Below are 23268 nucleotides of genomic sequence, written 5' to 3'. Positions count from 1 at the left end.
ACACTACTCCATAACTCTATGTTTAAATACAAACCGTTGGATAGAGCAAACCAGTTATCGCAGCAGACGCATATGATAAGTCTCGATTTCTTTTAAAGCTTCCAGGATGCCGGTCCGCTGACGCTGCAGCAATACAATATGATCTAAATGTGAACCATAATCTTCCAGCACCTTATCATATTTTTCGATCGCAGCTTTTTCCCCTGTCTCAATAGCACTTAAAATAGCAGCATCTTCCCTACTGCTTAAAGCCTGCTTGATATCTATCCATGTGCGATGTAATGCACCTAAAATCCCACCCTCCTGATTATCCGAATCCCCACCATGCTGAGCAATGTGCTCCTTCAACTCATCTGCATAATCCGCGCGTTGTGCAGCATACTTCAAAAATACAGCCTTCAATTCTCCACTGTCAGTTACCTCACTTGCAGATGCATAACCTTCTTTTCCGTCATTGACAATATTGACCAATCCTTTGAGGTCGCTGATGATCTCTTGATTTGTTTCCATAGTATATTTGCATATGTCCAAGAACAACTCCTGGCTCTTCATATAAACACTGCCCCAATAAAATAGTTTCAAACATTCCAATCTCCAGGTATGTTCCTCAACAAATAGTACATAACATGCCAGAAGGACCATCCATAGTAATTTTAAGAGAACTCGTTGAAGCACTTCACCTGGAAGAAAAGCAAATCATCGCAGTTGAGGGAAATACTAAAATCGATAAAGAAAGAATGTTACATCAGCGGGTAATTGCTTTTAAAAGCTGGGGCAAGCATTTCTTGATCTGCTTCCAGGGATTTAGCCTTCGTATCCATTTCCTGATGTTCGGGAGCTACAGGATCAACGAGCGTAAAGACTCAGCAGCCAGACTAAGTCTGATTTTCAAAAATGCAGCGCTTAATTTCTATACCTGTTCCTTAAAATATGTAGAGGGAGACATCAATGAAAGCTATGATTGGTCCATCGACGTTATGGCTGAACAGTGGGATCCAAAAAAGGCCTTAAAAAGAATCAAGGCAAAGCCACAAACGCAGATCTGCGACATCTTACTGGATCAGGAAATCTTCTCAGGGGTGGGCAATATCATAAAAAACGAAGTCCTGTACCGGGTAGCCATTCATCCTTTAAGTATAGTGGAGGCAATCCCACAACCAAAGCTTAAACTCCTGATCACAGCAGCAAGGCAATACAGCTTCGATTTTCTGAAATGGAAAAAAGCCTATGTACTGAAAAAACACTGGCTGGTCAACACCAGGAAACTTTGTCCTTTAGGCCACCACTTAGAAAAAGCATACCTGGGAAAGACAAACAGGAGAACATTTCTTTGCCCCATTTGTCAAAAACGCTATGCTCCATCTATATCCAAATCCCTACATTAGCCCTGCATCTCCCTTCTTTAGGTTTGGCACTTGTACTGATATCCCTGAATAAATTAGAGCTTTCGATAAAAAGATCTCCCTAAAAACCATTCGAGGCATACGTTTGTTAAAAAATACGCATGCCCGGATCCAAACTACCCATATATACTGCCTTTGCTGCCAACCTGGCTATTGCTGTGATTAAACTAACAGCAGCTGCCATAACAGGCAGTTCAGCAATGGTTTCTGAAGGCATACACTCCCTGGTAGATTCCAGCAACGAAGTTTTACTGCTGATTGGCCTGCACAAAAGCAAAAAAGCACCTGATCAAAAACGTCCCTTCGGCTATGGTAAAGAACTTTATTTCTGGTCCTTCGTTGTAGCCCTGCTATTTTTTGTATTGGGCGGCACGATGTCCGTTTACGAAGGCATCAGACATTTAATTGAACCAGAAAAAATAACAAGTCCGGTATGGAATTACATTGTTTTGTCTCTAGCCCTTGTATTTGACGGATATTCCCTTTACACCGCAGTCCGCATATTTAATCAACAGCGAGGTAGCACTCCTTTCTGGCAAGCCATTAAGGTAAGCAAAGACCCTTCCTCTTTTGTAGTGTTGTTTGAAGACATGGCCGACGTAATTGGTATTTTGATTGCGGCTACCGGGATAATCCTTAGTCATATATTTAATAACCCCTACATTGATGGCATTGCTTCCATACTAATAGGGCTTTTATTAATGCTGGTCACGATATTTCTGGTCAGACAAAGCAGAAACCTGTTAATGGGTGAAAGTATATCAGCCGAAGAATTGAATAAACTAGTTCCCCTGATCGAGCACAACCAAAATGTCTCCAGCGCTGATGCGCGCCTATCTATGTATCTGGGACCAGAAGAAGTTATTCTATTGATAAAAATAAAATTCAAAAATGATTTACCCAGTCAGAAAATTGTTGAGTCCATAGGCTCCATCCGGCAAGCCATCCAGGCAGAGCATCCCGATTATAAGCATATCCATTTTGAACCGGTTTAACAGTCCACATCAGGATAATCATTACCTAAAATATATTTCCTAAGTACAGAATAAATCAGATCCAGATCGAAAGGCTTGCGAATGTAAGCATCAAAACCGCCTGCACCATATAACCTGTCAATATTATATTATTTTTATATTTTCGCCCCTTAGTTTAACTACTGTTGAAACCGATGAAACCTGATTTTACCTGCCTATACTTTCTGGAGAACGAAAAACATGCCGTCATTGAAATCAAACGTTATGACATGGATGAAAAAGCAGATATTGCAGATGTTTATCTCTGGTTGATCCTCGAAAAAACATCAGGAAACATTCAAAAATTAGCCTTCCGCTCCATGGACTCTTCAGGTGAAGTACAGGAACGATACTTTGATCAGGGTTACCTCAAGTTCAATAACCAAAATGGGACTTATATAGAAAAATTCAACTCAGGTCAGCACCAGCTGGAAAACAAAACCGGACATATCCTTTCCACTGAGATAACCAAAGCACTAACCAGTTATCTTAAGACCTGATGCTTGAAGCCATTAACTTTGAAAACGAAGCACTACTAGTCCATTCCTTTCGCGGGGAAGACCTGGTTCGGTTTGAAAAACTCACCCAAGACATTTTCAATATCCTGTCGGATGAACGAACTTTAAAGTACATCCCAGAGAAAAGATTACACAATCTCCAGCAAGCAGAACTTTTCCTTCAAACCGCCATACTCAATTACCATTCCAAACAGAATTACCTCCATTTTATCACAGATAAAGCATCCGATAAAGTGATCGGCATGATTGATGTCATTACTCCTGAACTTGCACGCAAGCACTACCACCTGGATTATTATCCATTTTTTATTGAATTCTATTTAAGTGGCGCGGCTAGTGGATGCTATATCATGACTGAAATTCTTCCCCTACTAATGGAAGAATTGCTCAGGCAAGGAATAAGTAAAATCGGCGCAGTGATCAACCGGGAAAATATTGCAGCACGAAGAGTATTAGAAAAGGCGAACTTTGAATTTAAAGCCCCTTTTGATGTCATCCAGGATTTCTATCAAACCAGTTACCAGTTCGAAAAAACTATGTTGTAGGAAAGAGCACGCAATAGCCCACACAACATGCCCAAAGTAAAACAGTTGGCAAAACTAAATCTCAAACTTTTTTCCAGGCCTGGAAATGGTCTTAGAAGCAATCACCTTAGCCTTACCCCAATCCCAATCTTCCCTGAAATCTTCATCGGAATGAAAATAATACCCCTTATCCTTTTTCACAAAAGCTTTTCCCATATTTGTCCTTTTATTGATTCTTTCTGTAGCTTTCATTTTTATTACATTATAGTACCCAATCATTCTTTATGATATAACGTACTGAATACTAAAAGGTTTGTCATAAATAATATTTGAAGTCATAAAAAACATGGTCGTTCGAGGGACATCAAGCATACACAGGTGAGGTCATCTTTCTCTATCACTTTTGATGCATCCATCTTTTGACACCAACAGGCCTCAATTTATTTTACCGCAACAGCAAAAAAGCTAGCACGACCGTCTAACGCGCTTAGCTAAAACTACCAACCCCGCAGCGATTATAGCAGAAATCATCACATAAGCGATCATACGCTTCTGCTGCCGCCCATATGAATGTCTAAACGCATTGGCTTTTAAAGCCTCAATCTGATCAGTTTGCTGCGCCCCTTTTATCACGTCAATATCTACCTGGCGTAATTTGGTCTGACTAAAATTCTGCTCCTGTTCTAGAGGATCGTTTTGATCATTCTGTGTAGTTTTCATTGAATCTTAGATTATGATAATACTATTTAAACACTAAACATGGAATGATGTTTAACAAAACTTTCAACTTTTTCGATGTCTTCCAGCCCACACACTTCAACAAAAAAATCAATAGCTAAATGATCTGGAATAAGCTTCCCCAGATTTAATAAATCAGCAGAAAACTCTAACACCTGATATAAGAATAGCAGGTACAAGACCTGCTATCAAAATCATTAAAGCATAAGATTCCAGTTAACATACAGAAGACGACTGCTTGGCATACATTTTAAGCTGGAATTTCAGTGATTGTCTGGCAACATGTATTCGGGTTTTAACCGTACCAATTGGAATATTTAATTCTTCAGCAATTTCATGGTATTTATAGCCCTCAAAATACTTTAAAAATGGAACTGAATATTCCGGCTGGAGTTTTCCCATAGCCTTATCAATATCTTCCATAACGAATTTACCCAGCCCTAAATTGCTCGAAGCGCTATTCTTCAATTGTTGCGCACTCAAATCGTCAGTTACCGTTAGAATATTCCTCCTGCGACCATCTTTTCTATAGTCGTTGATAAAAGTATTTCTCATAATAGTATATAACCATCCCCGAAGATTAGATCCTTCCTGATAAAGTTTATGATACCGGATTGCCTTGATGATCGTGTCTTGCACCAGATCATTGGCATCTTCCGGGTCAGCCGTAAACTTCATGGCAAAGTTCTCCAGACAAGATAGTTGATTGCAGATTTCAGTGTTTAAATTGATTGTAGTCATAGGATTTCGCGTAACTGTTTAAGTAAATATCGTTCGGTCATACCAAGACAAAACACATACCAAAACACGGTAAAATCACTACAAATGAACCATTTAACATAAAATAAATTATTCTCAAACAATTCCGATTTGACATGTGTTCTTATTCGGCCCTTAAAGAAAAACAAGCAAAAAAAAGCACTTCCAGTCCGTTTTTAAGTATATATTTAATTGTACCCGAAAAACAGTTCTAAAAATAAAACCACTTTAAAAAAATAGATGTCCGTTAGACAGGGCAGTGCTGATACATTTGCTTAAATCTCAACCCAAGCAACTGTTTCCAAGTAGTTAAAAAACGGCACCCCTGAAAAGAGGTACCGAAGGTAGTCAACCTATTCCAGCCAAGGGTCACTCGGATGGGTTTTCATTTTACTGTGCAAATGAATCCAGCGCACCAAACCTGATGGTAAAAACAGCGGCAGCATCAAAGATTACCGCCGCCACTTTCTAAAAATAAAATTGAAATCAGATTTAAGGTACTGGCAGAACCGACGCCGCTGTATCGGCCATGGTATTACTTCTGACTGCACTATCAACTTGATTCACTGAATCCACATCCAATGTATCCATGAAAGATGTATCTGTAAATAATGAATCAGCAGCGCTTTCCCTTGCTCTATCTGAATTACAGCTGGTCATACTTATAAAAATTAAGAATGCCAGGACAACAATTATCTTTTGCATTTTCATTTATTTAATTGGTAAAACCTTATGAAGATTTTTTCTTCGGGACTTTAGCCCCTTCTTTTCGAGCCTCAGACAGGCCAATTGCAATTGCTTGCTTTTTAGAAGTGACTTTCTTACCTGTTCCGGTTTTTAAGGTCTCCTTTTTCTTCTCGTGCATGGCTTCTTCAACCTTTTCGCCCGCTTGTTCAGAATATTTTGCCATAATTATACGCTATTGATTAATCAGTAAATAAAAGCATATCAATTAAAATACTGGTGGAACCTTTACAGCTGTGTCCATCGTTTTGCGTTTAATGGTGTCCTTCCTAGTACTGTCTTTCCAAGGATTTTTCTTCTTAGACATTTTTGACTTTACCGGATGTTTTTTCGAACTATCCTGACGTTTTTTTGTGGTATCCTGTGGAGGAACTTGCCAACCGAATGCTGACCAGCAAAACATAGCCAGCACTAATGTGATCATCATCTTTTTCATAACATTATGATTTTAAGTTTGTTACCGGTTTATAAACAACCGGTAAACACAATAGTTTATCTTTTGTGAAAAAACATAAAACACCTGATATCAATGAGTTAAAAGACAAATCTCACTATCAGGATTTCCACTTTAGTGGTCTGCCAAAAGCAGTCATGAATTCTTTCTTTGAACGCTCCAACGCCTTTTTTATTCCTCAAACAAATTTTTACCGGCCCGGTTAATATAAAAAGTCAGCATTGACATTGCCGGGCGATATGGATCAGATTTTCTGTACTTACTGCTTTTTGCAGACTTCCTTAGCGATCCTGCAAGAAAAACAAGCAGGCACCTTGTTCCTGAATAGCATTCATGATCAGAAGGTAATCATCAACAAAAAGCAGTTTTTTCGGGTTGTCCTGAAGAAATAATCGCTCAGACGATATCCTAAAAAACAATCTTTTTGAAAGGTTGTTGCAATAAAAGGAATCATCTACATCTAACCTATTTATGCAGCGAGAAAAATACAACCACAGCATTTATCGACTAATCACCTCAGTGGTGCTTTACACATTTGGCCTGGTCATTTTATTGTGGTTTTTATACAAGATAATCAGCATATTGATTCTATCCTTATTTGCCATCGTGCTTGCATTGATCATCAATCAGCCCGTAGGAAAGCTGGAAAGAAAGGGAATGAAACGATGGCAGGCAGCAACTTTAATACTTGGAAGTATATTTATTGTGATCACTTTGCTATTGACCCTTGTTGTCCCTCACATCAGTACACAAATCGATGCCCTTATTGGCAATCTTCCCGGCTATTTGAACAGTGTTTCTTCCTACCTTAATAAAATCTTACAGAAATACCCCGAGCTAGGTAAAGAACTTCAGGCAGAGGGATTTTCACTTTCAACCGTTATGCCTGCGCTGGACAAAACTGTAATCAGTCTGGGAAACTTTTCATTTAGTGTGCTGGGAGGGCTTTTTCTATTTATCGTGTTCATTTCTATGATTGTTTTTTTTGTAGGCAACCCAAAACCAATAATTGAACTCTATTTATCTGTATTCGAACCAAATCAAAGAACTAAAGCAGAGAAGGCCTTGCAAAACACCTCTATCATGCTCGGAGGTTGGATGAAGTCGAATCTAATAGGTGGAATCATCCAGGCCATATTAGTTTTTATATTCCTTTCCATTTTAAAAGTACCTGGAGCACTCGTATGGGCTGCAATGGCCTTTTTCTCAGAACTCATTCCTAAAATCGGCTTTTATATCATGGCCATACCACCAACACTGGTTGCCTTATCAGTAAGCCCGGCAACAGCACTCTGGTGCCTTATTTTCTTCCTGGCGATGAACGAGCTGGTAGCTGATCTGCTCATGCCAAAACTCAGATCTGCAACAATGAATATTCATCCAGTATCCTTATTATTCCTATTGTTAGCCATGGCAGCGGCTTTCGGGTTAATGGGTGCGCTGCTTGCCACTCCAATGGCAGCAATTATAAAGGCTTACTATGAAGAATTTTATCTCAAAAAGTTTGACCACGATCCCCAGATGGATGAGCGCATTGAACGGATTCTAGACGCTTAACACCCTATATTTTCATCACAACAGTTACCTTCTGCTTATCCAAAAACATCCTTGGCTTTCTGGATCGCCCGGCTAAGATCAATGCCCTTACCAAGCACACCTTTAAAAAGATCACCTGTTTCTTTCAGGCGGTCCAAGGCATTAAATATCGTAAAATCCTTCATAGTCATTCCCGGCTTCACTTCATCCCAGTCCAGTGGCATAGATACAGTAGCACCAGGCTTAGGTCTTAAGGAATATGGCCCCGCAATGGTTGCCCCCGGCCTGTTCTGCAAAAAATCCAGGTACATCTTCCCATTACGGTTATCAATCATTCTCTCCAGGCTGGTAAACTCCGGCACCTGCTGATGAACCAGATTTACAATGATCCTGGCAAACATCTGCGACTGATCATAACTATACTTAGCTCCCATGGGAACATATATATGCATCCCGGTTGAGCCCGAAGTCTTCACAAAACAAGGCACCTCCATCTGATCCAATACCTCCTTCACCTTCTGAGCCACCTGAATCACCTGGTCAAAGGTGTTCTTATCTGGATCAAGGTCAATCACACAATAATCCGGGTTATCCGGTGACTGGCTCCTGGAAAACCAGGGGTTCATCTCAATGCAGCCCAATGAGGCCATCCATAACAAAGCCGCTTCATCATTACCCAAAAGGTATTCTTTATGTTCACCTTCACTAGTAGTATAAGGAAAAGTATCGGCCCAGTCCGGAGCCTTTCCCTTGACATCCTTCTGATAAAAACTCTTAGCATGTATTCCCCCAGGGAACCGGTTCAGCGACATCGGCCGGTCTTTCAGGTAAGGCAAAATATAATCTGCCACCTGGTAATAATAATTAAACATATCACGTTTGCTTACCTTATCCTCCGGCCAGTACAGTTTACTCAGATGAGTAAACTTCAACTCATGTCCGTTTACTTTACGTACCTGGGTTTCATCTTTAGGATTAAGTAAAGTCTTACGCGAGGTAGACTTCGGCGGCCGGATTGCTGAAGCATGCTGATCCTTATTTACCGGCTCAGTTTTCTGCTGATCGGGAAGCTCAGCCTCAACAATCGCTTTAGTTTCTACCGCCGCTTCCCTGATCACCTCTTTCGCTTTTTTATCTACCCGCATGCCCTGAAAAGAAGGATGACGGAACACACCATCAGAAGTTACCTCAGTAAACTCCACTTCACAAACCAATTCAGGTTTCAGCCAGGTCGCTTTCGCTTTTGGAGGATTGGGACGAAAGCGCGAAGGCTTGTTCACATCCGGAACCGCTGAAAAAGGACTTTTGCCCACGATCAGCGGTTGAAATTGCGCCATCATTTCTTTCTGATCCTGATCATTAAAACCTGTTCCCACCTTACCTACATACTGCAAACGTCCCTGTTCATAAACGCCCAGAAGCAAGGAACTAAACTGCTTAGAAGTACCTTCATTTTTGGTAAAACCAGCAATGACCACTTCCTGACGCATATGTACCTTTATCTTCAGCCAGTCTGAAGAGCGATTATTTTTTGAATATAAACTATCTGCCTTTTTCGCAATAATGCCTTCCAGCCCCATTTTAGTTGCCGCCTGGAAAAACTCGGTCCCTTTAGCTTTAAAGACTTTACTTAACCTTATCCTGTCATCATCCTGAGGTAAAACCTCAGCCAAAATCGCCTGACGCTCAGAAAGCGGGAGTCCTGTCAGATCCTTACCCTGGTACCAGATTAAATCAAATACATAATAAACCAGCTCCCCGTCCGCTTCACTTCTCCAGTTCTGCAAATCACCAAAATCAGAAATTCCTTTATCATTGATCACCAGGATTTCCCCATCTACCACCATATCCATCTTCCAGCTTTGCATCAGCTCAAATATGGGATAGAATTTCTCATTAAACTGTTTATTATTCCTGGATAACAACTGCACATCACCGTTTTTAAGACTGAAACCCAATGCACGGTAACCATCCCATTTCACCTCGTAAATCCACTCCGGGTCGTCAAAGGGTTCATCAACCAAAGTAGCCAACATGGGCTTCATTCCAATTGGAATCTTTGATTTTGTTCCTTTTTTAAGTATTTTTTTCAGCTCTGGACTCAGCTCCACCCGAGCATGAGGTTTAGCCTCATCATCAGGCTCATCACTATTATCCTGAAAATTAGCTGCCACCACTTTTTCTGCAGTCTTTTTTTTGCCTTTTCCGGTCTTTTCCAGTTTTTGCTCATGGCCATTCTGCCAGACTTTGTCACTGCTTTTTTCCATCTGTTCAATGGTCTTCCGGGAAAGTACAGATTTATCTTTTTTTGTAATATCATCTGCATCAGCATAATCATCCTTATGCTTAATCAGCAGCCAGCCATTCTCTCCCATACCGTGGGTTTTGACCAATGCATACTCACCTTTGAGCTTGCGGCCATGTAACACTATTTTTAATGAACCCGCCTTCAGCTGCGCCAGCAAATGCTTTTCCTGAGCCTTTTTTCCCCTGACTTTCTCAATGGGCTCATAGGTACCTTCATCCCAGACAATTACCGTCCCCCCACCATACTCACCTTTAGGAATGATCCCTTCAAAACTCTTATAATCAAATGGATGATCCTCGACCATCATCGCCAGACGTTTAGTTTTAGGATCGGTCGAAGGACCTTTAGGTACTGCCCAGCTCTTCAACACCCCCTCCATTTCCAGCCGAAAATCATAATGTAACCGCGAAGCATCATGTTTTTGAATCACGAACTGCAATTTACCTTCTGCCTTCGGTTTCCCAGCCTTTGGTTCAGCTGTTTTGCTAAAATCACGCTTTTTATTGTATTCCTTAAGACTCATGAGCAAACAGATAGAATGTTAACCTTATTTATCTTCCACTTTGGCAGGACTAATTCCCAAAACATCATCACCATTATTAGCATTGGTAATGTTGAGTTTTTTTCCAATAGCCATAGCACTTTGGTAATGCCCCCGGATAACCGGAAGCGTTTTGACAGCAAAAGCCCTCAATCCAGCATCCTCAAGACGGCTGCCAGATGTAAATAATTCAACCGTCTTTTGATGATCATTAATCATCATGCGCATATACTGCAAATCAAAAGCCCGCTCATCCAGGCCATTGAGTTTAGCCAGATGAGCAGCCAGTTCATCAGGTAAGGAAGTGCCCAGGCCAAGTCCTTTAGCATCCGCAATCGCTTTCAGTTCCGCATTAGCGGCACTGTGATCTTTCAACATTTGCTCCGCAAAATCCTTCACCAATTTATTCTTAGTTCGTTTAATGGCTATACCTGCAGCCTCAACCTCCATCATACCACCGTTTGCTGCACTTAAGATAAAAACCTTACCATCACCATTCAAATCCACATCAGCAGTCAAAGCCTGCGCCCTGCGCGAAGTATCACTCAAAGAATCAACCATCTCCTTTGCAGTCTCATCCCGGCCACTCCGCTCGGCATTATTGCAAGCCTGCAGCCCGGCAATCAGACAAATAATCAATACACATTTCCAATGATTTTTCATAATTCGATGTTTTTAAATGATTAATATTTAACTGTTTCAATTCCATGCCATCAGGCGGGATGATTAGGTCTTAAACCCAGGATCACAAAACCTATCAGCCGAAAAATGAAGTCAGCCAGAGGCTCGCCTGCAATTGATGAGATCGTCCAAATGACACCAAGAACCAGCGATAAACATACTACCAGAAGGCTAACTGAGCGTAATGATCAATAATTGATAATCTATGAAGTAAGTACGGTTCAATGAAACCCTGGCTGCAACACCTAAACTTTAATTAAAACCTCAACGTTCAGGGTCATCAGGAGTATCATTTACAGGATAGCCCTCTTCATCAAGGTCAGCCCGCTCATCTTCAGGAGTTCGGGCCAATAATTCATCCTCAGGGCTAAGCTCAACACGCTCCCCCTGGTCAATGGGCATCCCGAATTCGTTCAGTCTTTCCTCCAGGGGCTCAGTCTTACCGGAATACTCATCGCCCACAAAAGGATTTGCCTCGTCATAATCTGAATCAGCATCCGAGCCATTATCAGAAGCAGTCTCATAAGGAAGCGGATGGTCATACACCGTATCTTCAGCTTTAACATCTACTTCAAAAGTATTCCGCTCTTCATTAAAGGAAAGATCATCAAAATCTTTAGTTTCCCCTAACTCAGCATCGTGCAGCCTATCTTTTGCGGACTCGCCTGCTGATTTATTTTTTCCACTAGTTTCCATACACACAGATTTTATCCATATAACGCCCTGCACAGCTGAATTGTTTTTTTCTTTTCAGTGGCTATCCCCAGTAAAAGAACACCATAAAATCACTAAAATGCTTTCAAGGAATCTTTATACATCTTTAATTTCACCTGAAAGAATCCGCTGATAAAAAGTACAAAAACAGGCCACCAGCCCCATTTGGCACATAAAAACAAACTGTAATCGAATTTATACTCCGTAGGGTGAAGAAGCAAGCCAGCTGTTATTGGGATTGTCTCAACTTAGCCTGAATGCTTAAGGTTGTGTGCGGTACAGCCATTAAACGTTCTTTAGCAATCAACTGACCAGTCTCCCGGCAAATCCCATAAGTTTTATTGGCGATTCGGATCAGAGCCGCTTCTAACTGCTCAATAAATTTTCTCTGACGTGCTGCTAATTGATGAACAGACTCTTTTTCTAACGTAGCCGATCCATCTTCTAATTGCCTGTAAGCACTTCCTGTATCATCCGTCCCATTAGGGTTGGTAGTCCCCAAAGAGCTGGAAAGAGTTTCCAGTTCACCTCTGGCAATTTCAATTTTCGAAAGGATCAAAGATTTGAATTCTTCCAAATCCTTATCTGAATATCGGGTAAACAATGCATTTGAGCCAGCTTCCATGATTAAAAATAATAAGTTGTCGTCATCAAGGGATCAGACATCCCCCCACTTTTATATTCCCTAAACCAAGTTTAAATACATTTTGTTTGAAATCATATCGCAGGGTTTCATTTTTAAAAACATTTCTCAAGCACAAGTCAAGGAAAACCACTCCCACACCAGTGCTGAGGATGATTTTAATTCTCAACAAAAATCATTCAGCCTCCTTTTCCGGCTAACCAAAAATTCCTGCCTTGAAAACAATTTAAAAACAAGGATGTTAAACTGAAAAACACAAGCTTATGAATTACAGAAAACAATTTAATAAGATTATGTCCGGTAGAAACGACAATTCAGTCATGGTTGGCTTTGCTTTAATTGGTGGAATTGCAATCGGCGCCGCACTTTCCGTACTTTTCGCACCCAAAAAAGGAACCGAACTTCGGGAAGGAATCACCCAGGGAGGACGCCGCCTATGTGGCACAGTCATGGAATTAGCAGAGGAGTTAAAAAGCAAATTCAGCAATGAAAAAAGTCCCTTGCATCAATCCAGTGCAGATGAGGATAACATCAATGATGAAAATACTCCCGCTAAAAAGCCAAAATCCGACATTGGGGAATTTATACAGCAAGCACATCAAAACGCTAATGAATCTCAAAGCTAAAAATAGTCAGCTATGTCCTTATCAGCAAAAAGATAGCTTTACCAACACATATCGATTCACAAATCAGAAGTTATTCTTCCGGCAGTTCTGTATATTGCAGTTGTGTGGGTAACTAACTATAGTTACCCGGAAGAAAACGGTGCATCAAGCATCCCTTGCTGATGCACCCTCATTTTAAAACTTTGACCACCCTGATGCAGGTTCACCCCAATTATGGGATGATTAGCCTGATTGTCTAAACTGTTGCTGACCGGGTAATTTTCAATGATGCAACAATTACAATCCCCAGATCAAATAAGTTTGATAATACCCAGCACACGATGCTGGCAGCCATACTGCAACCGAATTTTTAATTATTTCTCCGGTCTTTAAAAACCAAATTCATCTAAAATGGTTATGGATTTAAAATTAGTATAAAACCCACCTATGATCACAATAAATACACCCGGCCTGGACAGATTTGTTTTAGCCCAGGAAAGAGATTACGAAATTGCCTTAACTGAAATCAGCTATGGCAAAAAACAAACACACTGGATGTGGTACATATTCCCCCAAATCCAGGGACTGGGTTTTTCAGACACGGCCAAATACTACGACATAAAGGACCTGAAAGAAGCAACCCAGTATTACCTTCATCCCCTGCTCGGACCAAGACTGATAAAAGTCACCAAAGAATTACTCAATCACACCGATAAAACCGCCTATGAAATATTTGGTTCTCCAGATGAGCTGAAGTTGCGTTCAAGTATGACCTTGTTTGCTGCAGTACCACACGCAGATCCGGTATTTCAACAAGCTATTGATCAGTTTTTCAATGGCGAGCATGATCAAAAAACCCAGCGGATACTCGGCCTGCAAGCATATGGACAGTAACCATCCAACAGTCTAAATACAAAAAGCCACTTGATAAAAGGCAGCTACTGCTACAATAAAACACCAAATACGCAGATGATCACAGGAATAGAAAAATTAAACACAGTACTTTCAAGCGAACAAATCGACCAGCTCAATAAAGCAGCGGACAGACATACTACACAATCCAACATCAGTTTCACCCTACTGGCCATTGAGGACAATCTGATCGAAATAGAAACTGCCCAGGGCGAAAACAAATCCGGCAAATACGCCACTGAAGCCACCCTGATCAAAAGAACACAAGAGGTATTCAGTAAAATTACTGAGTTTCAAATCAAAGTTCATCCACTCACTTACCTACCCTCACCAACCAGCGTAGTCAACACCGCATGGCTGGAAAGAAAGATGCTGGAAAAAGGAGTACGCATCAAGCAAATCGCCTTTGAAACTGGCATTGACAGGGAAAGTGTATCAGACTGGGTCACAGGCAAACGTTCCATGAGCCAGATTGTAAAAGCCATGTTTTACTTCTATCTTTCGAAATGACATCAAGTATACAGGAATATAAACTGATTACCTAAAAGCTATTCCGCCAAAAATCATCCTCTTTGGCGTACTTAAAGCCTTAATAATTAACATCATTTTCAATAACAGCAAAGGCAAGCACTTTCTCAACCACCTGTCCATGCAAATGATCAGTTACGTTCATATTGTGCGCAAAATCATGCCGTATTATCAAACATGGGTTTTGAAAAAGAAACTATTAAGAGTATCCTGTAATTTTTTGTTCTTCATCTCTTTTGCTCTGGACATTATCTCTTTTTGGCCAAGAAAAATAACTTTGTATTTAGTATAATTCACCTTGATGTCTTCAATCTTAGTAATCGCGTCAGGAGTAAAACCCGAAGATGACCAAAATTCAAATTCAATTTCCTTATTTTTTAGCAATTCTTGTTTTCCGACCCATTTTTTAAATGCTGGGACCTTCTTCGAAAGGAACAAGTTTATTGCATCTATAGACGTTGGTGCAATTCTTCCTTTGCATTCAGCCACCACTACCTTACCACCAAATGTTGCCAGAATATCCATCTCGTGTTTACCTGATTCATCATAAATATCCCAACCCATCTGCAAGGCTGCGTGGTAATGAATGAAATATTGACCAGCAACATATTCAAATAATGCCCCTTTAATATTGTTAAGCAGTCCATTATTGTATTTTCTGAGCTCTGCAATCAGTTCTAAATAATGATTGGGGTTATTAGCCAGACTAGCAGCAGCATTGGTTAATATGGTTATTAGATCATTTAACGTTGCAGCATACTTCTCTCCAAAAATTTCCTTGATAACGCCAATCACAATACCTTTCTCTTTTAGCAAGTTGAAGGCCACTTTATCAATGCTGTCTACCAGCAATACAGGGATTATGCGCGATGCATTCTTAAAGCGCTGAATTGTATCAATTTTCTTTATAAAAAACTCAATATCCCGAGTATAAGTTGGTCTACCCAAAATAATATCCCCCAGTACAAAGCCAAAATCCCCACCATTCATTAAGCCTTTAATAGGTGAAACGCCCTTAAACGCCCATCGGAATTTGCCATATTCAGCAAACAGTTCAGCTGAACCATAAGAAACCATCCCAATATTCTTCATTTGGGAAGAATAATTTTCCAATACGTTTCGTTTTATTACTTCCAAAGTTTGGCTTAAGAATGGATTTGATCCCTTGAACCTGAATTTTGGAGAAAATGAATATCCGTCATTGTTGAACACCAAAATATTTTCTTTAACAAATTTCTGCATTACTTCGTTGAATGGGATATGTGAAACCAATGGCTCAATAGGGTAATTTGAGTAAGTTTCTAGAAAATCACGGCTCATTGTTCCCATATGATACTTTAGAGCATTTATGATATACCAATATTTACGGCCATGTTTTTCCATCTGCAAAGTTAGCAGATCTAGTATTTCTCCTTCCTCTTGTTGCTCTGAAAGATACACTAATGACTGATTGCTCTGAAAAAAGCCAGAAATTTTTTGAAGTTCTGTTTCTCTTTCAATCCTTTTACTGGCGGTATTTTCGGAAATATTTTCCTGTGCTGCAAGTAATTTGACCAAATCACTAGAAATCATCGGGCCGTTGTTAAAAACAATGTTCTGGATCGTTGTCATATGACGCTATATATAAAATACTTTTTTTATAAATTTTAAACAAAACTAAAAAATTAAAAATAGAAAACCTAAATATTAATACAACGAGAGTTATTAAGCCAATGTCATAGCAATAAAAATATTAAATATTTCCATTACAAGTTCCGTTGATTTAGACATCAACTCTTACCATAAGAACATCTCCGTTATTATTATTGAATGATATATTTTAGAAGACAAAAACATACTTTTTTTGATCATGTTATTTTTAGGCAGACTTTACAATACCAAGAATCAAACAATTTTGTTGTTTATTAACCTCTTTTCCAAATTCGATTTGGGAACAGATGATGTTCTACCTATATTTAAGAAAAAACTAAATGTATCTCTCAACAATTAACATTAGAAACTTTAAAGGTGTCGAGTCTTTAACTGTTAACTTCGATTCAAAATTGAATATAATTATTGGTGAAAATGGCTGTGGAAAAACCGCAGTAATAGACGCTATACGTTTGATGTATAACCTCGGTAATCCTAAGAAAGATATTTACATTGGAAGTGAAGATTTTTTTTACAACACAGGGACAAATACTCAAAGTACCCGAATTGAATTGCAATATATTTTCAAGGATCTATCAACTTCCGAAAAGGGAGCACTCTACGAGTATCTAGTACTAGATCCTATGAATCTCATTGAAGACTATGCCCAAATCACCTTGATTTACGAACATAGAGAAAAAACGTATCCTAGATTTTCTTACTTTACAGGAGCAACAGCTGAACAGAGAGCTGATGTGGGAACGTTTGATATTTTTCAGCATTACTACTTAGGTGCATTAAGAGATAGTACCAATGATCTTTTGAATATTAAATCAAATATGCTAGGGTCAGTTATAAAGCGTCTTGTAGAGCGTTCAAAATCTGAAGACGATTTTAGAAAAATAATAAAAACAGCAAATGACGAGTTATTAAAACGAACAGAGGTTCTTGACACCAGAACGAGTGTAAATTCTCACTTAGATGATATTTTTAAAATATCAAAGGATAATCAAATTGGATTAAGGATAGAAGAGTCTTCAAAAATTGAAAGTATTGTAAATGTTATTAGACCATATCTTCCACATGATAAAAAACTATTAGCTAATGAAGGTTTTAATTTATGGCAAAACAGCCTTGGCTTCAATAATCTAATTTATATTGCAATCATTTTAGGTGACATAAAGGAAAGAATCACAGATAATCCCAACCAACATTTTAGTTTGCTGATTGAAGAACCAGAGGCTCATCTACACCCCCAACTACAACTAAACCTATATAATTTTCTTAGGTCAGCGAGCGCCCCAAACAATTGCCAACTTTTTATTACATCACATTCTCCAACGTTAACTTCACAAGCAGACCTTGACAATATTATTTTACTGAGACAAAATGCGGTAAATATTGGTAATTGTTTCATTGACAGGGAGTCAGAAATGATCATTGAGCAGGTTGTCAATAAAAAAGTGTTAACAAATAATGACTTTGCAGTTAGAAAAAATCAGCTTGAAAGATACCTGGATGTCACCAAAAGCCAACTTTTTTTCGCGAAAGGAATTCTATTTGTCGAAGGTATGTCGGAAAAGCTTTTAGTTAAATCTTTTGCAGAATTTATAAAGCTAAATCTGGAAGACAATCGCTGTGAACTAGTCAGTATTGATGGTGTTTCATTTTACTCTTTCATCCATCTATTCAACTCAACAGATGTCAACAAGAGGCTTGGTCATAAGGCCGCTATCATAACAGATGATGACCGCTATGCAAAAGAAAAAAAGTCCTTCAAAAGCCTAACTATAAAAAATTACAAAGCTTTGGACAGCTTTCACACTGGTCTTTACAGTGCTATTATTGACAATAGAGTAGGAAATCTTGCATCGACAATTCGCTCTCGTAAAAGCAACATAAAATTGTTCACGGCATTCAAAACCTTGGAGTACGAAATAGCATACAGCAATATGTCTTCTACTAAGTCTGATTTTCCAAAAAATTTCCTTGTTGAATATTTAGCTAAAAGTGAGCCTAAAAAGTATAAATTGATTGACACGTATTTGAACAGTCTTCCAAATGAAAAGATAACTGATGATGAACGAAAGAAACTGGCAATTCTGATATGGAAGGCACTTCCATCTAAAGCAGCTTTTGCCCAAGATTTTTCCCTTGCTTTGCAAACAGCAATTAGTGCTGGTGAGAAAATTAACTTCCAGGTTCCGAAATATTTATCAAAGGCAATAGCCCATATTGTGTCTAACTAATGAAATTTGAAGTAACATCGGATAACAAAGCATATCTTGAGGCTAGAGGTAAAATTGTACTAAATGCGTGTCCTGGAAGTGGCAAAACGACGGCCGTGTCTTTTAAATTAACGAAACTGACAGAAGAGTGCGAACAAAACTATGGCACCTTTGCAGGTATAGCTTGCCTATCATTTACCAATGTAGCAAAGGAGGAAATTATTAATAAATATGCACTTATTAAAGGTTCAACATTGGGTTTTCCCCATATCGTGTCTACAATTGACAGCTTTGTCAATCACTATGTAACCCTGCCATTCTATTATATGTTAGGAGTTAAATCAAAACGCCCCTCAATATTGAATACCGTTTCATTTATGGACGATATTAATCTAGGCTATTTTAAAACCGTCAGTAACAAACCTCTAAAATTTTCATATAAACCTTCGAAGCTCAAAATTGAAATAGATGGTACATATAGCTGGGACGGTCATAAGCCGAATCCAAAAATTGTTAACAATCAAGAGTTTGAAAAATTTGCATCTAAATACAAAAATTGGCAAATAGATAATGGCTATCTAAATAATGATGACTCAACATACATAGCATGTTTTCTTTTGGAAAATTTTCCTGAGATTGGTAAAAGCCTTGTACAACGTTTCCCATATATCATAATTGACGAGGCACAAGACACATCAGAAATTCAATATAAAATCTTCGATCTTCTGATAGCAGCAGGGCTCTCCAATATAGAGTTTGTAGGTGATCCTTATCAAAGCCTTTATGAGTTTCGAGAAGCACGTCCAGATTTATTTATACAAAGATTTAATGATGTAGCAACTTGGCAACAAGTTAGATTAACCAACTGCAGAAGATCATCTCAGGGAATCATTGATGTGTATAGTATCTTTCGAAATGCAACCGAAGAAGCAATTGTGTCGGCATGTTTGCATACCACAGACCATAAATTAAAGATAATACGTTATGATCCGGGCAACCTTGATGCTCTAATTGAAAAATATAAATCAATAGTCGGAAAGGATTCTGACAACTATATTTTGGTTCGGGGTGGGACACATCTCGAAAAATTTGGCGTAAAGCCATCAGCTGAAGATCCTTGGAAGTCTGGATTAGCTAAAACCTTAATTAATGCACAACGGCAATTCGAACTAGGCAACAGCAAACTCTGTATAGATGCGTTAAGAATGTTCATTGCTGAAATAACAATTCCCAAAGGTGATTATAAAGAGAGGAAAAATGAAGAACAACGGCTAAAAGAGGATATTGATCTGAATATAAAATTATTCCATTTTCTTAACGATATGCCATCAATCGATGATACTTTAGATAATTGGACACAAAAAATGGTTGCCCTTGTTAAGTCTAAGTTAGGTATAGATATCGACCTGGAGCTCAAAAAGAAAGGCGCAGCTTTCTATGCTCAAAATATAAAAGAAATTCTGTTTCCAGAAGTTGTCACTCCATTTCCAGTATCAACCATACACAAAGTAAAAGGCATGACCTTCAAATCGGTTTTGTTAGTACTAAGTGAAAGCAGTTCTGGAGAACAGTTGTCAGTAAGAGATTTCGTGCAACCTAAAGGTCTTCCAACGGAAAAACAAAGAATGTTATATGTAGCACTTTCCAGGCCAGAGAGCATTTGTTGCCTGGCTATTCCAAATACATTTACCGAATTAGAAATAACTGCACAATTAAGAATAGAAATAGACTTTGTTAGATAAACATGAAAGTTTGCTTTTGATGGGCGAAATCATTCGAAAGCATTATGAACACCAAGTTCCAAAAATGGCCCGAAAATTTGCCCCTAGGATTAATCTTTCATTCCGTATTTCTGAATTGTTCAAACCCCTGTATCTAATGGAGACTGGTTAATTTGTAGACGTTTCCTTTAACATGGATTAGGTCACCAAAAATAACCTACCTGAACATAATAACTGTCGGATGATTTCGCAGACCTCTAAAAAAATTATAAATATTTTCTTCAGATACAGCAATCTTGCCAGAATCAAGGTCCTTACAAAATTTAATGGTTTCATCAGCATTAAACCCAGCCTTGTGATATCCTGAGGCTAGAAAAACCCAATGTGATTTATCGTCTCGTGTCCTCGGTTCAACACCGTGTTCATGAGCGTTTAGCGTTTCGCCGCCGATGATCGAATATCCATTCAACCGCTCATTGTCGCTGATAATGGTTCCATCATTAAGCACGCCGACATGATAGCTTTCCCCACCGATATCTGAGCCTATTTGATATGGTTCCTGTTTTTCGGAATGGATCAGAACAAATTCATATTGCAGTTCTGAATCCAGGCAAACCCACATCTCTGAGATTTTCACCTCCCAGTTGAATCCCGAAACCAACCAGTTTCCCGAGGCCAAACGTCTGAGTCTTTCCACATAATAATCGCCCCTAGCGTACCTATACCAAAAGTCTTTTAAAAACTGGGCTTTGCTCAAATCGGTCATGATCTGAGTTTGAACTCTAATGTCAGTTATTTTGTGAATCCCATCGGACTGCGTCGGAATCGCTTTTCGAATGATTTCGTTTAGCGCATAAAGATTGTTGGTAAAACAATCAGCCCATTCGCTAACTTCTTCGGACGCTGCTTCTGCCTGTTCCACAGGATTAAGTTTTTCAATTTCATGCAGATACTCCTCTATTTTATCAGACAGTTTTTCCAGTTTAAAATCTGGATTCAGAAGAGGCTTGCAATCCTGAACAAGCTTTAATATACCCTTGCGGTCATTGAGCTTAAGTCCGAGACGTCCCAAATCTAAAAAACCAACCTCGCTAAAATCTGCATCAGGCATGATTAAGGGGATGACCGTTTCGTTTGTCAATTTAGCCCATGCAGCACCAACTTCATTGAGGCAGACTTCACTGGATTTATAGTTTTTAGAGATAAAAAGCAGCGCCAAACAAGAAAAATTAATTTCATCTCTCAATCGTTCAGGAATATATTGTCCGCTTTTAACGCCCTGACCCTCCATACTGGAACAAAAAATCCTGTCTGCTGGGATATCCAAACCTAAAATCAGCACCTTCTCAACGAAAGGCTTTACAAAATCAATATCCTTAGAAGAATGGCTAATGAAAATCTTATTATTTGGCATGTGAGTAGCAGTAAATTCTAGATTAAATAGCAGAAGGTGCAAATCAAATCTACGAAATGATTTTATAATTGTCTCACCAGCCCTGCAGTAATTCAATTTGCTTACTACGAAACTAGTTCAGCACCCGGCACCATAAAATTTTATAGCGCTTATCGTTGATGGTTAACTTTGCTCAAACCGACTTATTTACCTTAAAACATGATGTTTCAAGATGAACTCGGATATTTCGACATCTTAATGGATTCGATTGCAAGCGACAGTGTATTTAATATAATGGAAGAAAGTAAGCTCATGAGAAAGATACGTGGGCTTATCGGAAACACTATACGCTTAATAGTATTAACTAAAAAGGCCACCGGGAATCAAATCCTGGCAGCCTTTTCCCCAAAACAGTTATACTGTTATTTACTTTCTTTGTTTTTCAGTTCAGTAACTTCGTTACGTCCTTCCTGTGCCAAAACTTTAATATCCTGGAAAGCCTTACGCAAACGAGTTCCCGCTGCTTTATTTCCTTTAGTGTAAAAAGCTGTTGCATCTGCTTCAGTAGCAGCTACCAATTCTTTCAATTTTTCAAATGCTGACATAATAAATAGTTTAAGGGGGTGAATTTATAAATTAATTGATGAAAACGCCAAATGCGCTACATCGACATTTCCTGGCTTTGGGAGGCACCCTTCTCCTTTCCAGCGGAAATATCCTTTCCTTGTTTCACCACTTTCTGAAACTGCTCCCTATTAACAGGCCTGTTGTCCAGGCTAAAAAAGTTCAGGTTACCAAACCGTGGTACGGCCTCCATCTGTAACTTCTTTAGTTCCCCCGCCTCAGTTAATGCAGTAACAACCGGGCGTTCCCCATCTTTCATCGCTGCCACAATAGCATTAAATTTTTCCGGGCTGTCCAGTTCCTTAATCCTGTAATTCGATAATTCCTTCTCCAGGTTAAAAGGATACCCCTCCCCATACTGTTTGATGATAAGATTCCCATACTTATCACGAGGTTCATTAAACTTATAGACATTCCAGGCCTGGTACTGCTCCCCTGCACGGCTGACCAGATCATCCCGATGTGCGGCACCACCCTGCAGCATATTACTGCTCTGAGTCATATTAAATCCCACACCTTTATTCACATACACCGTATTCTTCACCACAGTATTGCGATAAGCCCCCTGAAAATCGCGGGTTACATAATCCACCTTACCATCGTTCATGGTCACGAGCGACTGACCTTCAGTCAGTTTTCCATTTGCAGATACTTTACCAGTAAACAACTCACTATTGCCCTTCTGCTTGTTAAAAAAATCTATAGCAGCGATCGGGCTGTCAAACCTGCGCAGCAATGGTTTTTCCAATACCACGCCATCCTTGACATCCGTTCTCACCGCATACTGATAGTCATTCCCTAATGGCTTTACCTTATTGTTATAAGCCAGATCATACTTATTGAAAAAATAATACTCCGAATCTCCGGCACCTCTTTTCAGATGGGCAGTAACCTCCAAATGCCCCTTATGGGAAGGCAACTGAGCCGTAACTGCAATATTCTCCAGGTTTTTCTCCATTTGTTTTTCAATCTCTTCCTGCATCGCAGCAGGCATTTTCAGGGCAGCCGCCTGCTCCCTGAAATCTTCCGATGAATTTCTGTTCATCTTAAAT

General features: G+C 39.3%; 26 protein-coding genes. 10 read left to right on the top strand and 16 right to left on the bottom strand.

Features of this window, described 5'->3' with window-relative positions; translation table 11 throughout:
* Positions 1 to 54: 54 nt before the first annotated feature.
* Positions 55 to 510, bottom strand: a complete 456-nt coding sequence (locus WC623_RS06830) for a PA2169 family four-helix-bundle protein (RefSeq protein WP_349788025.1) — start codon at positions 508 to 510, stop codon at positions 55 to 57.
* Between the two features lie 116 nt (positions 511 to 626).
* Here WC623_RS06830 and WC623_RS06825 point away from each other — a divergent pair, with 116 nt between their 5' ends.
* The 4 genes from WC623_RS06825 (at position 627) to WC623_RS06810 (ending at position 3479) form a co-directional block, all read left to right on the top strand.
* Entirely contained in the window at positions 627 to 1385 is a 759-nt protein-coding gene (locus WC623_RS06825) for a DNA-formamidopyrimidine glycosylase family protein (RefSeq protein WP_372849287.1), read from the top strand.
* Positions 1386 to 1504: 119 nt separating this feature from the next.
* A complete protein-coding gene (locus WC623_RS06820) occupies positions 1505 to 2398 on the top strand; it encodes a cation diffusion facilitator family transporter (protein ID WP_372849285.1) in 894 nt (297 codons plus the stop codon).
* Between the two features lie 173 nt (positions 2399 to 2571).
* Entirely contained in the window at positions 2572 to 2916 is a 345-nt protein-coding gene (locus WC623_RS06815) for a hypothetical protein (protein WP_372849283.1), read from the top strand.
* Positions 2916 to 3479 (top strand): GNAT family N-acetyltransferase, encoded by a 564-nt coding sequence (locus WC623_RS06810; RefSeq protein WP_372849281.1) that lies wholly within the window; start codon positions 2916 to 2918, stop codon positions 3477 to 3479. The genes WC623_RS06815 and WC623_RS06810 overlap by 1 nt, the downstream gene beginning before the upstream one ends.
* Before the next feature lie 54 nt (positions 3480 to 3533).
* Here WC623_RS06810 and WC623_RS06805 read toward each other — a convergent pair whose 3' ends face one another.
* From WC623_RS06805 to WC623_RS06775, 7 genes are all read right to left on the bottom strand, one after another.
* Positions 3534 to 3710 carry a hypothetical protein gene (locus WC623_RS06805; protein WP_372849279.1) on the bottom strand — a complete coding sequence of 59 codons (177 nt, stop codon included), beginning with the start codon at positions 3708 to 3710 and terminating at the stop codon, positions 3534 to 3536.
* Between the two features lie 213 nt (positions 3711 to 3923).
* Positions 3924 to 4178, bottom strand: a complete 255-nt coding sequence (locus tag WC623_RS06800; protein ID WP_372849277.1) for a hypothetical protein — start codon at positions 4176 to 4178, stop codon at positions 3924 to 3926.
* A 234-nt stretch (positions 4179 to 4412) separates the two neighbouring features.
* Positions 4413 to 4937: a sigma-70 family RNA polymerase sigma factor gene (locus WC623_RS06795; RefSeq protein ID WP_372849275.1), complete on the bottom strand. Its 525-nt coding sequence runs from the start codon at positions 4935 to 4937 to the stop codon at positions 4413 to 4415.
* A 510-nt stretch (positions 4938 to 5447) separates the two neighbouring features.
* Positions 5448 to 5615, bottom strand: coding sequence for a hypothetical protein (locus tag WC623_RS06790; RefSeq protein ID WP_372849273.1), 168 nt, complete (start codon positions 5613 to 5615; stop codon positions 5448 to 5450).
* A 70-nt stretch (positions 5616 to 5685) separates the two neighbouring features.
* Entirely contained in the window at positions 5686 to 5865 is a 180-nt protein-coding gene (locus tag WC623_RS06785; protein ID WP_372849271.1) for a DUF6496 domain-containing protein, read from the bottom strand.
* A gap of 42 nt (positions 5866 to 5907) precedes the next feature.
* Positions 5908 to 6135: a hypothetical protein gene (locus WC623_RS06780; protein WP_372849269.1), complete on the bottom strand. Its 228-nt coding sequence runs from the start codon at positions 6133 to 6135 to the stop codon at positions 5908 to 5910.
* Between the two features lie 189 nt (positions 6136 to 6324).
* On the bottom strand, positions 6325 to 6462 hold the full coding sequence (locus tag WC623_RS06775) for a DUF3175 domain-containing protein (RefSeq protein WP_372850562.1): 138 nt from the start codon (positions 6460 to 6462) through the stop codon (positions 6325 to 6327).
* A gap of 162 nt (positions 6463 to 6624) precedes the next feature.
* On the opposite strand from WC623_RS06775, the gene WC623_RS06770 reads away from it, so the two are divergent.
* A complete protein-coding gene (locus tag WC623_RS06770; RefSeq protein WP_349788036.1) occupies positions 6625 to 7710 on the top strand; it encodes an AI-2E family transporter in 1086 nt (361 codons plus the stop codon).
* Positions 7711 to 7745: 35 nt separating this feature from the next.
* Here the strand turns inward: WC623_RS06770 and ligD are convergent, their stop codons facing one another.
* The 4 genes from ligD to WC623_RS06750 all read right to left on the bottom strand — a co-directional run bounded on the left by ligD (position 7746) and on the right by WC623_RS06750 (position 12558).
* Positions 7746 to 10520, bottom strand: a complete 2775-nt coding sequence (ligD, locus tag WC623_RS06765) for a DNA ligase D (protein ID WP_372849266.1) — start codon at positions 10518 to 10520, stop codon at positions 7746 to 7748.
* Between the two features lie 24 nt (positions 10521 to 10544).
* Positions 10545 to 11201 (bottom strand): DUF4142 domain-containing protein, encoded by a 657-nt coding sequence (locus tag WC623_RS06760; protein WP_372849264.1) that lies wholly within the window; start codon positions 11199 to 11201, stop codon positions 10545 to 10547.
* Positions 11202 to 11483: 282 nt separating this feature from the next.
* Entirely contained in the window at positions 11484 to 11915 is a 432-nt protein-coding gene (locus tag WC623_RS06755) for a hypothetical protein (protein ID WP_372849262.1), read from the bottom strand.
* Positions 11916 to 12162: 247 nt separating this feature from the next.
* Entirely contained in the window at positions 12163 to 12558 is a 396-nt protein-coding gene (locus tag WC623_RS06750; protein ID WP_372849260.1) for a TraR/DksA family transcriptional regulator, read from the bottom strand.
* A 281-nt stretch (positions 12559 to 12839) separates the two neighbouring features.
* Between WC623_RS06750 and WC623_RS06745 the strand changes: the two genes are divergently transcribed.
* From WC623_RS06745 to WC623_RS06735, 3 genes are all read left to right on the top strand, one after another.
* The gene (locus tag WC623_RS06745; protein WP_372849258.1) at positions 12840 to 13202 is read left to right on the top strand and encodes a YtxH domain-containing protein; all 363 of its coding nucleotides are present in this window, start codon (positions 12840 to 12842) and stop codon (positions 13200 to 13202) included.
* Positions 13203 to 13628: 426 nt separating this feature from the next.
* Positions 13629 to 14075 carry a DUF1810 domain-containing protein gene (locus tag WC623_RS06740; RefSeq protein WP_372849256.1) on the top strand — a complete coding sequence of 149 codons (447 nt, stop codon included), beginning with the start codon at positions 13629 to 13631 and terminating at the stop codon, positions 14073 to 14075.
* 75 nt (positions 14076 to 14150) lie between these two features.
* Entirely contained in the window at positions 14151 to 14603 is a 453-nt protein-coding gene (locus tag WC623_RS06735) for a helix-turn-helix domain-containing protein (RefSeq protein ID WP_372849254.1), read from the top strand.
* A 189-nt stretch (positions 14604 to 14792) separates the two neighbouring features.
* Here WC623_RS06735 and WC623_RS06730 read toward each other — a convergent pair whose 3' ends face one another.
* Complete coding sequence (locus WC623_RS06730; protein ID WP_372849252.1) at positions 14793 to 16232, bottom strand: hypothetical protein; 1440 nt, start codon at positions 16230 to 16232, stop codon at positions 14793 to 14795.
* Between the two features lie 359 nt (positions 16233 to 16591).
* On the opposite strand from WC623_RS06730, the gene WC623_RS06725 reads away from it, so the two are divergent.
* Positions 16592 to 18499, top strand: a complete 1908-nt coding sequence (locus WC623_RS06725; protein WP_372849250.1) for an ATP-dependent endonuclease — start codon at positions 16592 to 16594, stop codon at positions 18497 to 18499.
* The gene (locus tag WC623_RS06720) at positions 18499 to 20220 is read left to right on the top strand and encodes a UvrD-helicase domain-containing protein (protein WP_372849248.1); all 1722 of its coding nucleotides are present in this window, start codon (positions 18499 to 18501) and stop codon (positions 20218 to 20220) included. Before WC623_RS06725 ends, WC623_RS06720 begins: the two co-directional genes overlap by 1 nt.
* Before the next feature lie 196 nt (positions 20221 to 20416).
* On the opposite strand, the gene WC623_RS06715 is transcribed toward WC623_RS06720, so the two are convergent.
* The 3 genes from WC623_RS06715 to WC623_RS06705 form a co-directional block, all read right to left on the bottom strand.
* Complete coding sequence (locus tag WC623_RS06715; protein ID WP_372849246.1) at positions 20417 to 21613, bottom strand: toll/interleukin-1 receptor domain-containing protein; 1197 nt, start codon at positions 21611 to 21613, stop codon at positions 20417 to 20419.
* Between the two features lie 401 nt (positions 21614 to 22014).
* A complete protein-coding gene (locus WC623_RS06710; protein ID WP_131607471.1) occupies positions 22015 to 22197 on the bottom strand; it encodes a histone H1 in 183 nt (60 codons plus the stop codon).
* Between the two features lie 56 nt (positions 22198 to 22253).
* Positions 22254 to 23261, bottom strand: coding sequence for a hypothetical protein (locus WC623_RS06705; protein ID WP_372849244.1), 1008 nt, complete (start codon positions 23259 to 23261; stop codon positions 22254 to 22256).
* Between the last annotated feature and the right edge of the window lie 7 nt (positions 23262 to 23268).

The organism is Pedobacter sp. (genome assembly GCF_041645105.1).
Classification (GTDB): domain Bacteria; phylum Bacteroidota; class Bacteroidia; order Sphingobacteriales; family Sphingobacteriaceae; genus Pedobacter.
Note: the sequence above shows the minus strand (reverse complement) of the source record. Positions and strands in the feature narration are given on the sequence as shown.

Excerpts from the sequence above, each read along its gene's own strand:
- WC623_RS06830 (WP_349788025.1), bottom strand. The coding sequence starts at position 510 with ATGGAAACAAATCAAGAGATCATCAGCGACCTCAAAGGATTGGTCAAT.
- WC623_RS06825 (WP_372849287.1), top strand. The coding sequence starts at position 627 with ATGCCAGAAGGACCATCCATAGTAATTTTAAGAGAACTCGTTGAAGCA.
- WC623_RS06820 (WP_372849285.1), top strand. The coding sequence starts at position 1,505 with ATGCCCGGATCCAAACTACCCATATATACTGCCTTTGCTGCCAACCTG.
- WC623_RS06815 (WP_372849283.1), top strand. The coding sequence starts at position 2,572 with ATGAAACCTGATTTTACCTGCCTATACTTTCTGGAGAACGAAAAACAT.
- WC623_RS06810 (WP_372849281.1), top strand. The coding sequence starts at position 2,916 with ATGCTTGAAGCCATTAACTTTGAAAACGAAGCACTACTAGTCCATTCC.
- WC623_RS06805 (WP_372849279.1), bottom strand. The coding sequence starts at position 3,710 with ATGAAAGCTACAGAAAGAATCAATAAAAGGACAAATATGGGAAAAGCT.
- WC623_RS06800 (WP_372849277.1), bottom strand. The coding sequence starts at position 4,178 with ATGAAAACTACACAGAATGATCAAAACGATCCTCTAGAACAGGAGCAG.
- WC623_RS06795 (WP_372849275.1), bottom strand. The coding sequence starts at position 4,937 with ATGACTACAATCAATTTAAACACTGAAATCTGCAATCAACTATCTTGT.
- WC623_RS06790 (WP_372849273.1), bottom strand. The coding sequence starts at position 5,615 with ATGACCAGCTGTAATTCAGATAGAGCAAGGGAAAGCGCTGCTGATTCA.
- WC623_RS06785 (WP_372849271.1), bottom strand. The coding sequence starts at position 5,865 with ATGGCAAAATATTCTGAACAAGCGGGCGAAAAGGTTGAAGAAGCCATG.
- WC623_RS06780 (WP_372849269.1), bottom strand. The coding sequence starts at position 6,135 with ATGAAAAAGATGATGATCACATTAGTGCTGGCTATGTTTTGCTGGTCA.
- WC623_RS06770 (WP_349788036.1), top strand. The coding sequence starts at position 6,625 with ATGCAGCGAGAAAAATACAACCACAGCATTTATCGACTAATCACCTCA.
- ligD (WP_372849266.1), bottom strand. The coding sequence starts at position 10,520 with ATGAGTCTTAAGGAATACAATAAAAAGCGTGATTTTAGCAAAACAGCT.
- WC623_RS06760 (WP_372849264.1), bottom strand. The coding sequence starts at position 11,201 with ATGAAAAATCATTGGAAATGTGTATTGATTATTTGTCTGATTGCCGGG.
- WC623_RS06755 (WP_372849262.1), bottom strand. The coding sequence starts at position 11,915 with ATGGAAACTAGTGGAAAAAATAAATCAGCAGGCGAGTCCGCAAAAGAT.
- WC623_RS06750 (WP_372849260.1), bottom strand. The coding sequence starts at position 12,558 with ATGGAAGCTGGCTCAAATGCATTGTTTACCCGATATTCAGATAAGGAT.
- WC623_RS06745 (WP_372849258.1), top strand. The coding sequence starts at position 12,840 with ATGAATTACAGAAAACAATTTAATAAGATTATGTCCGGTAGAAACGAC.
- WC623_RS06740 (WP_372849256.1), top strand. The coding sequence starts at position 13,629 with ATGATCACAATAAATACACCCGGCCTGGACAGATTTGTTTTAGCCCAG.
- WC623_RS06735 (WP_372849254.1), top strand. The coding sequence starts at position 14,151 with ATGATCACAGGAATAGAAAAATTAAACACAGTACTTTCAAGCGAACAA.
- WC623_RS06730 (WP_372849252.1), bottom strand. The coding sequence starts at position 16,232 with ATGACAACGATCCAGAACATTGTTTTTAACAACGGCCCGATGATTTCT.
- WC623_RS06725 (WP_372849250.1), top strand. The coding sequence starts at position 16,592 with ATGTATCTCTCAACAATTAACATTAGAAACTTTAAAGGTGTCGAGTCT.
- WC623_RS06720 (WP_372849248.1), top strand. The coding sequence starts at position 18,499 with ATGAAATTTGAAGTAACATCGGATAACAAAGCATATCTTGAGGCTAGA.
- WC623_RS06715 (WP_372849246.1), bottom strand. The coding sequence starts at position 21,613 with ATGCCAAATAATAAGATTTTCATTAGCCATTCTTCTAAGGATATTGAT.
- WC623_RS06710 (WP_131607471.1), bottom strand. The coding sequence starts at position 22,197 with ATGTCAGCATTTGAAAAATTGAAAGAATTGGTAGCTGCTACTGAAGCA.
- WC623_RS06705 (WP_372849244.1), bottom strand. The coding sequence starts at position 23,261 with ATGAACAGAAATTCATCGGAAGATTTCAGGGAGCAGGCGGCTGCCCTG.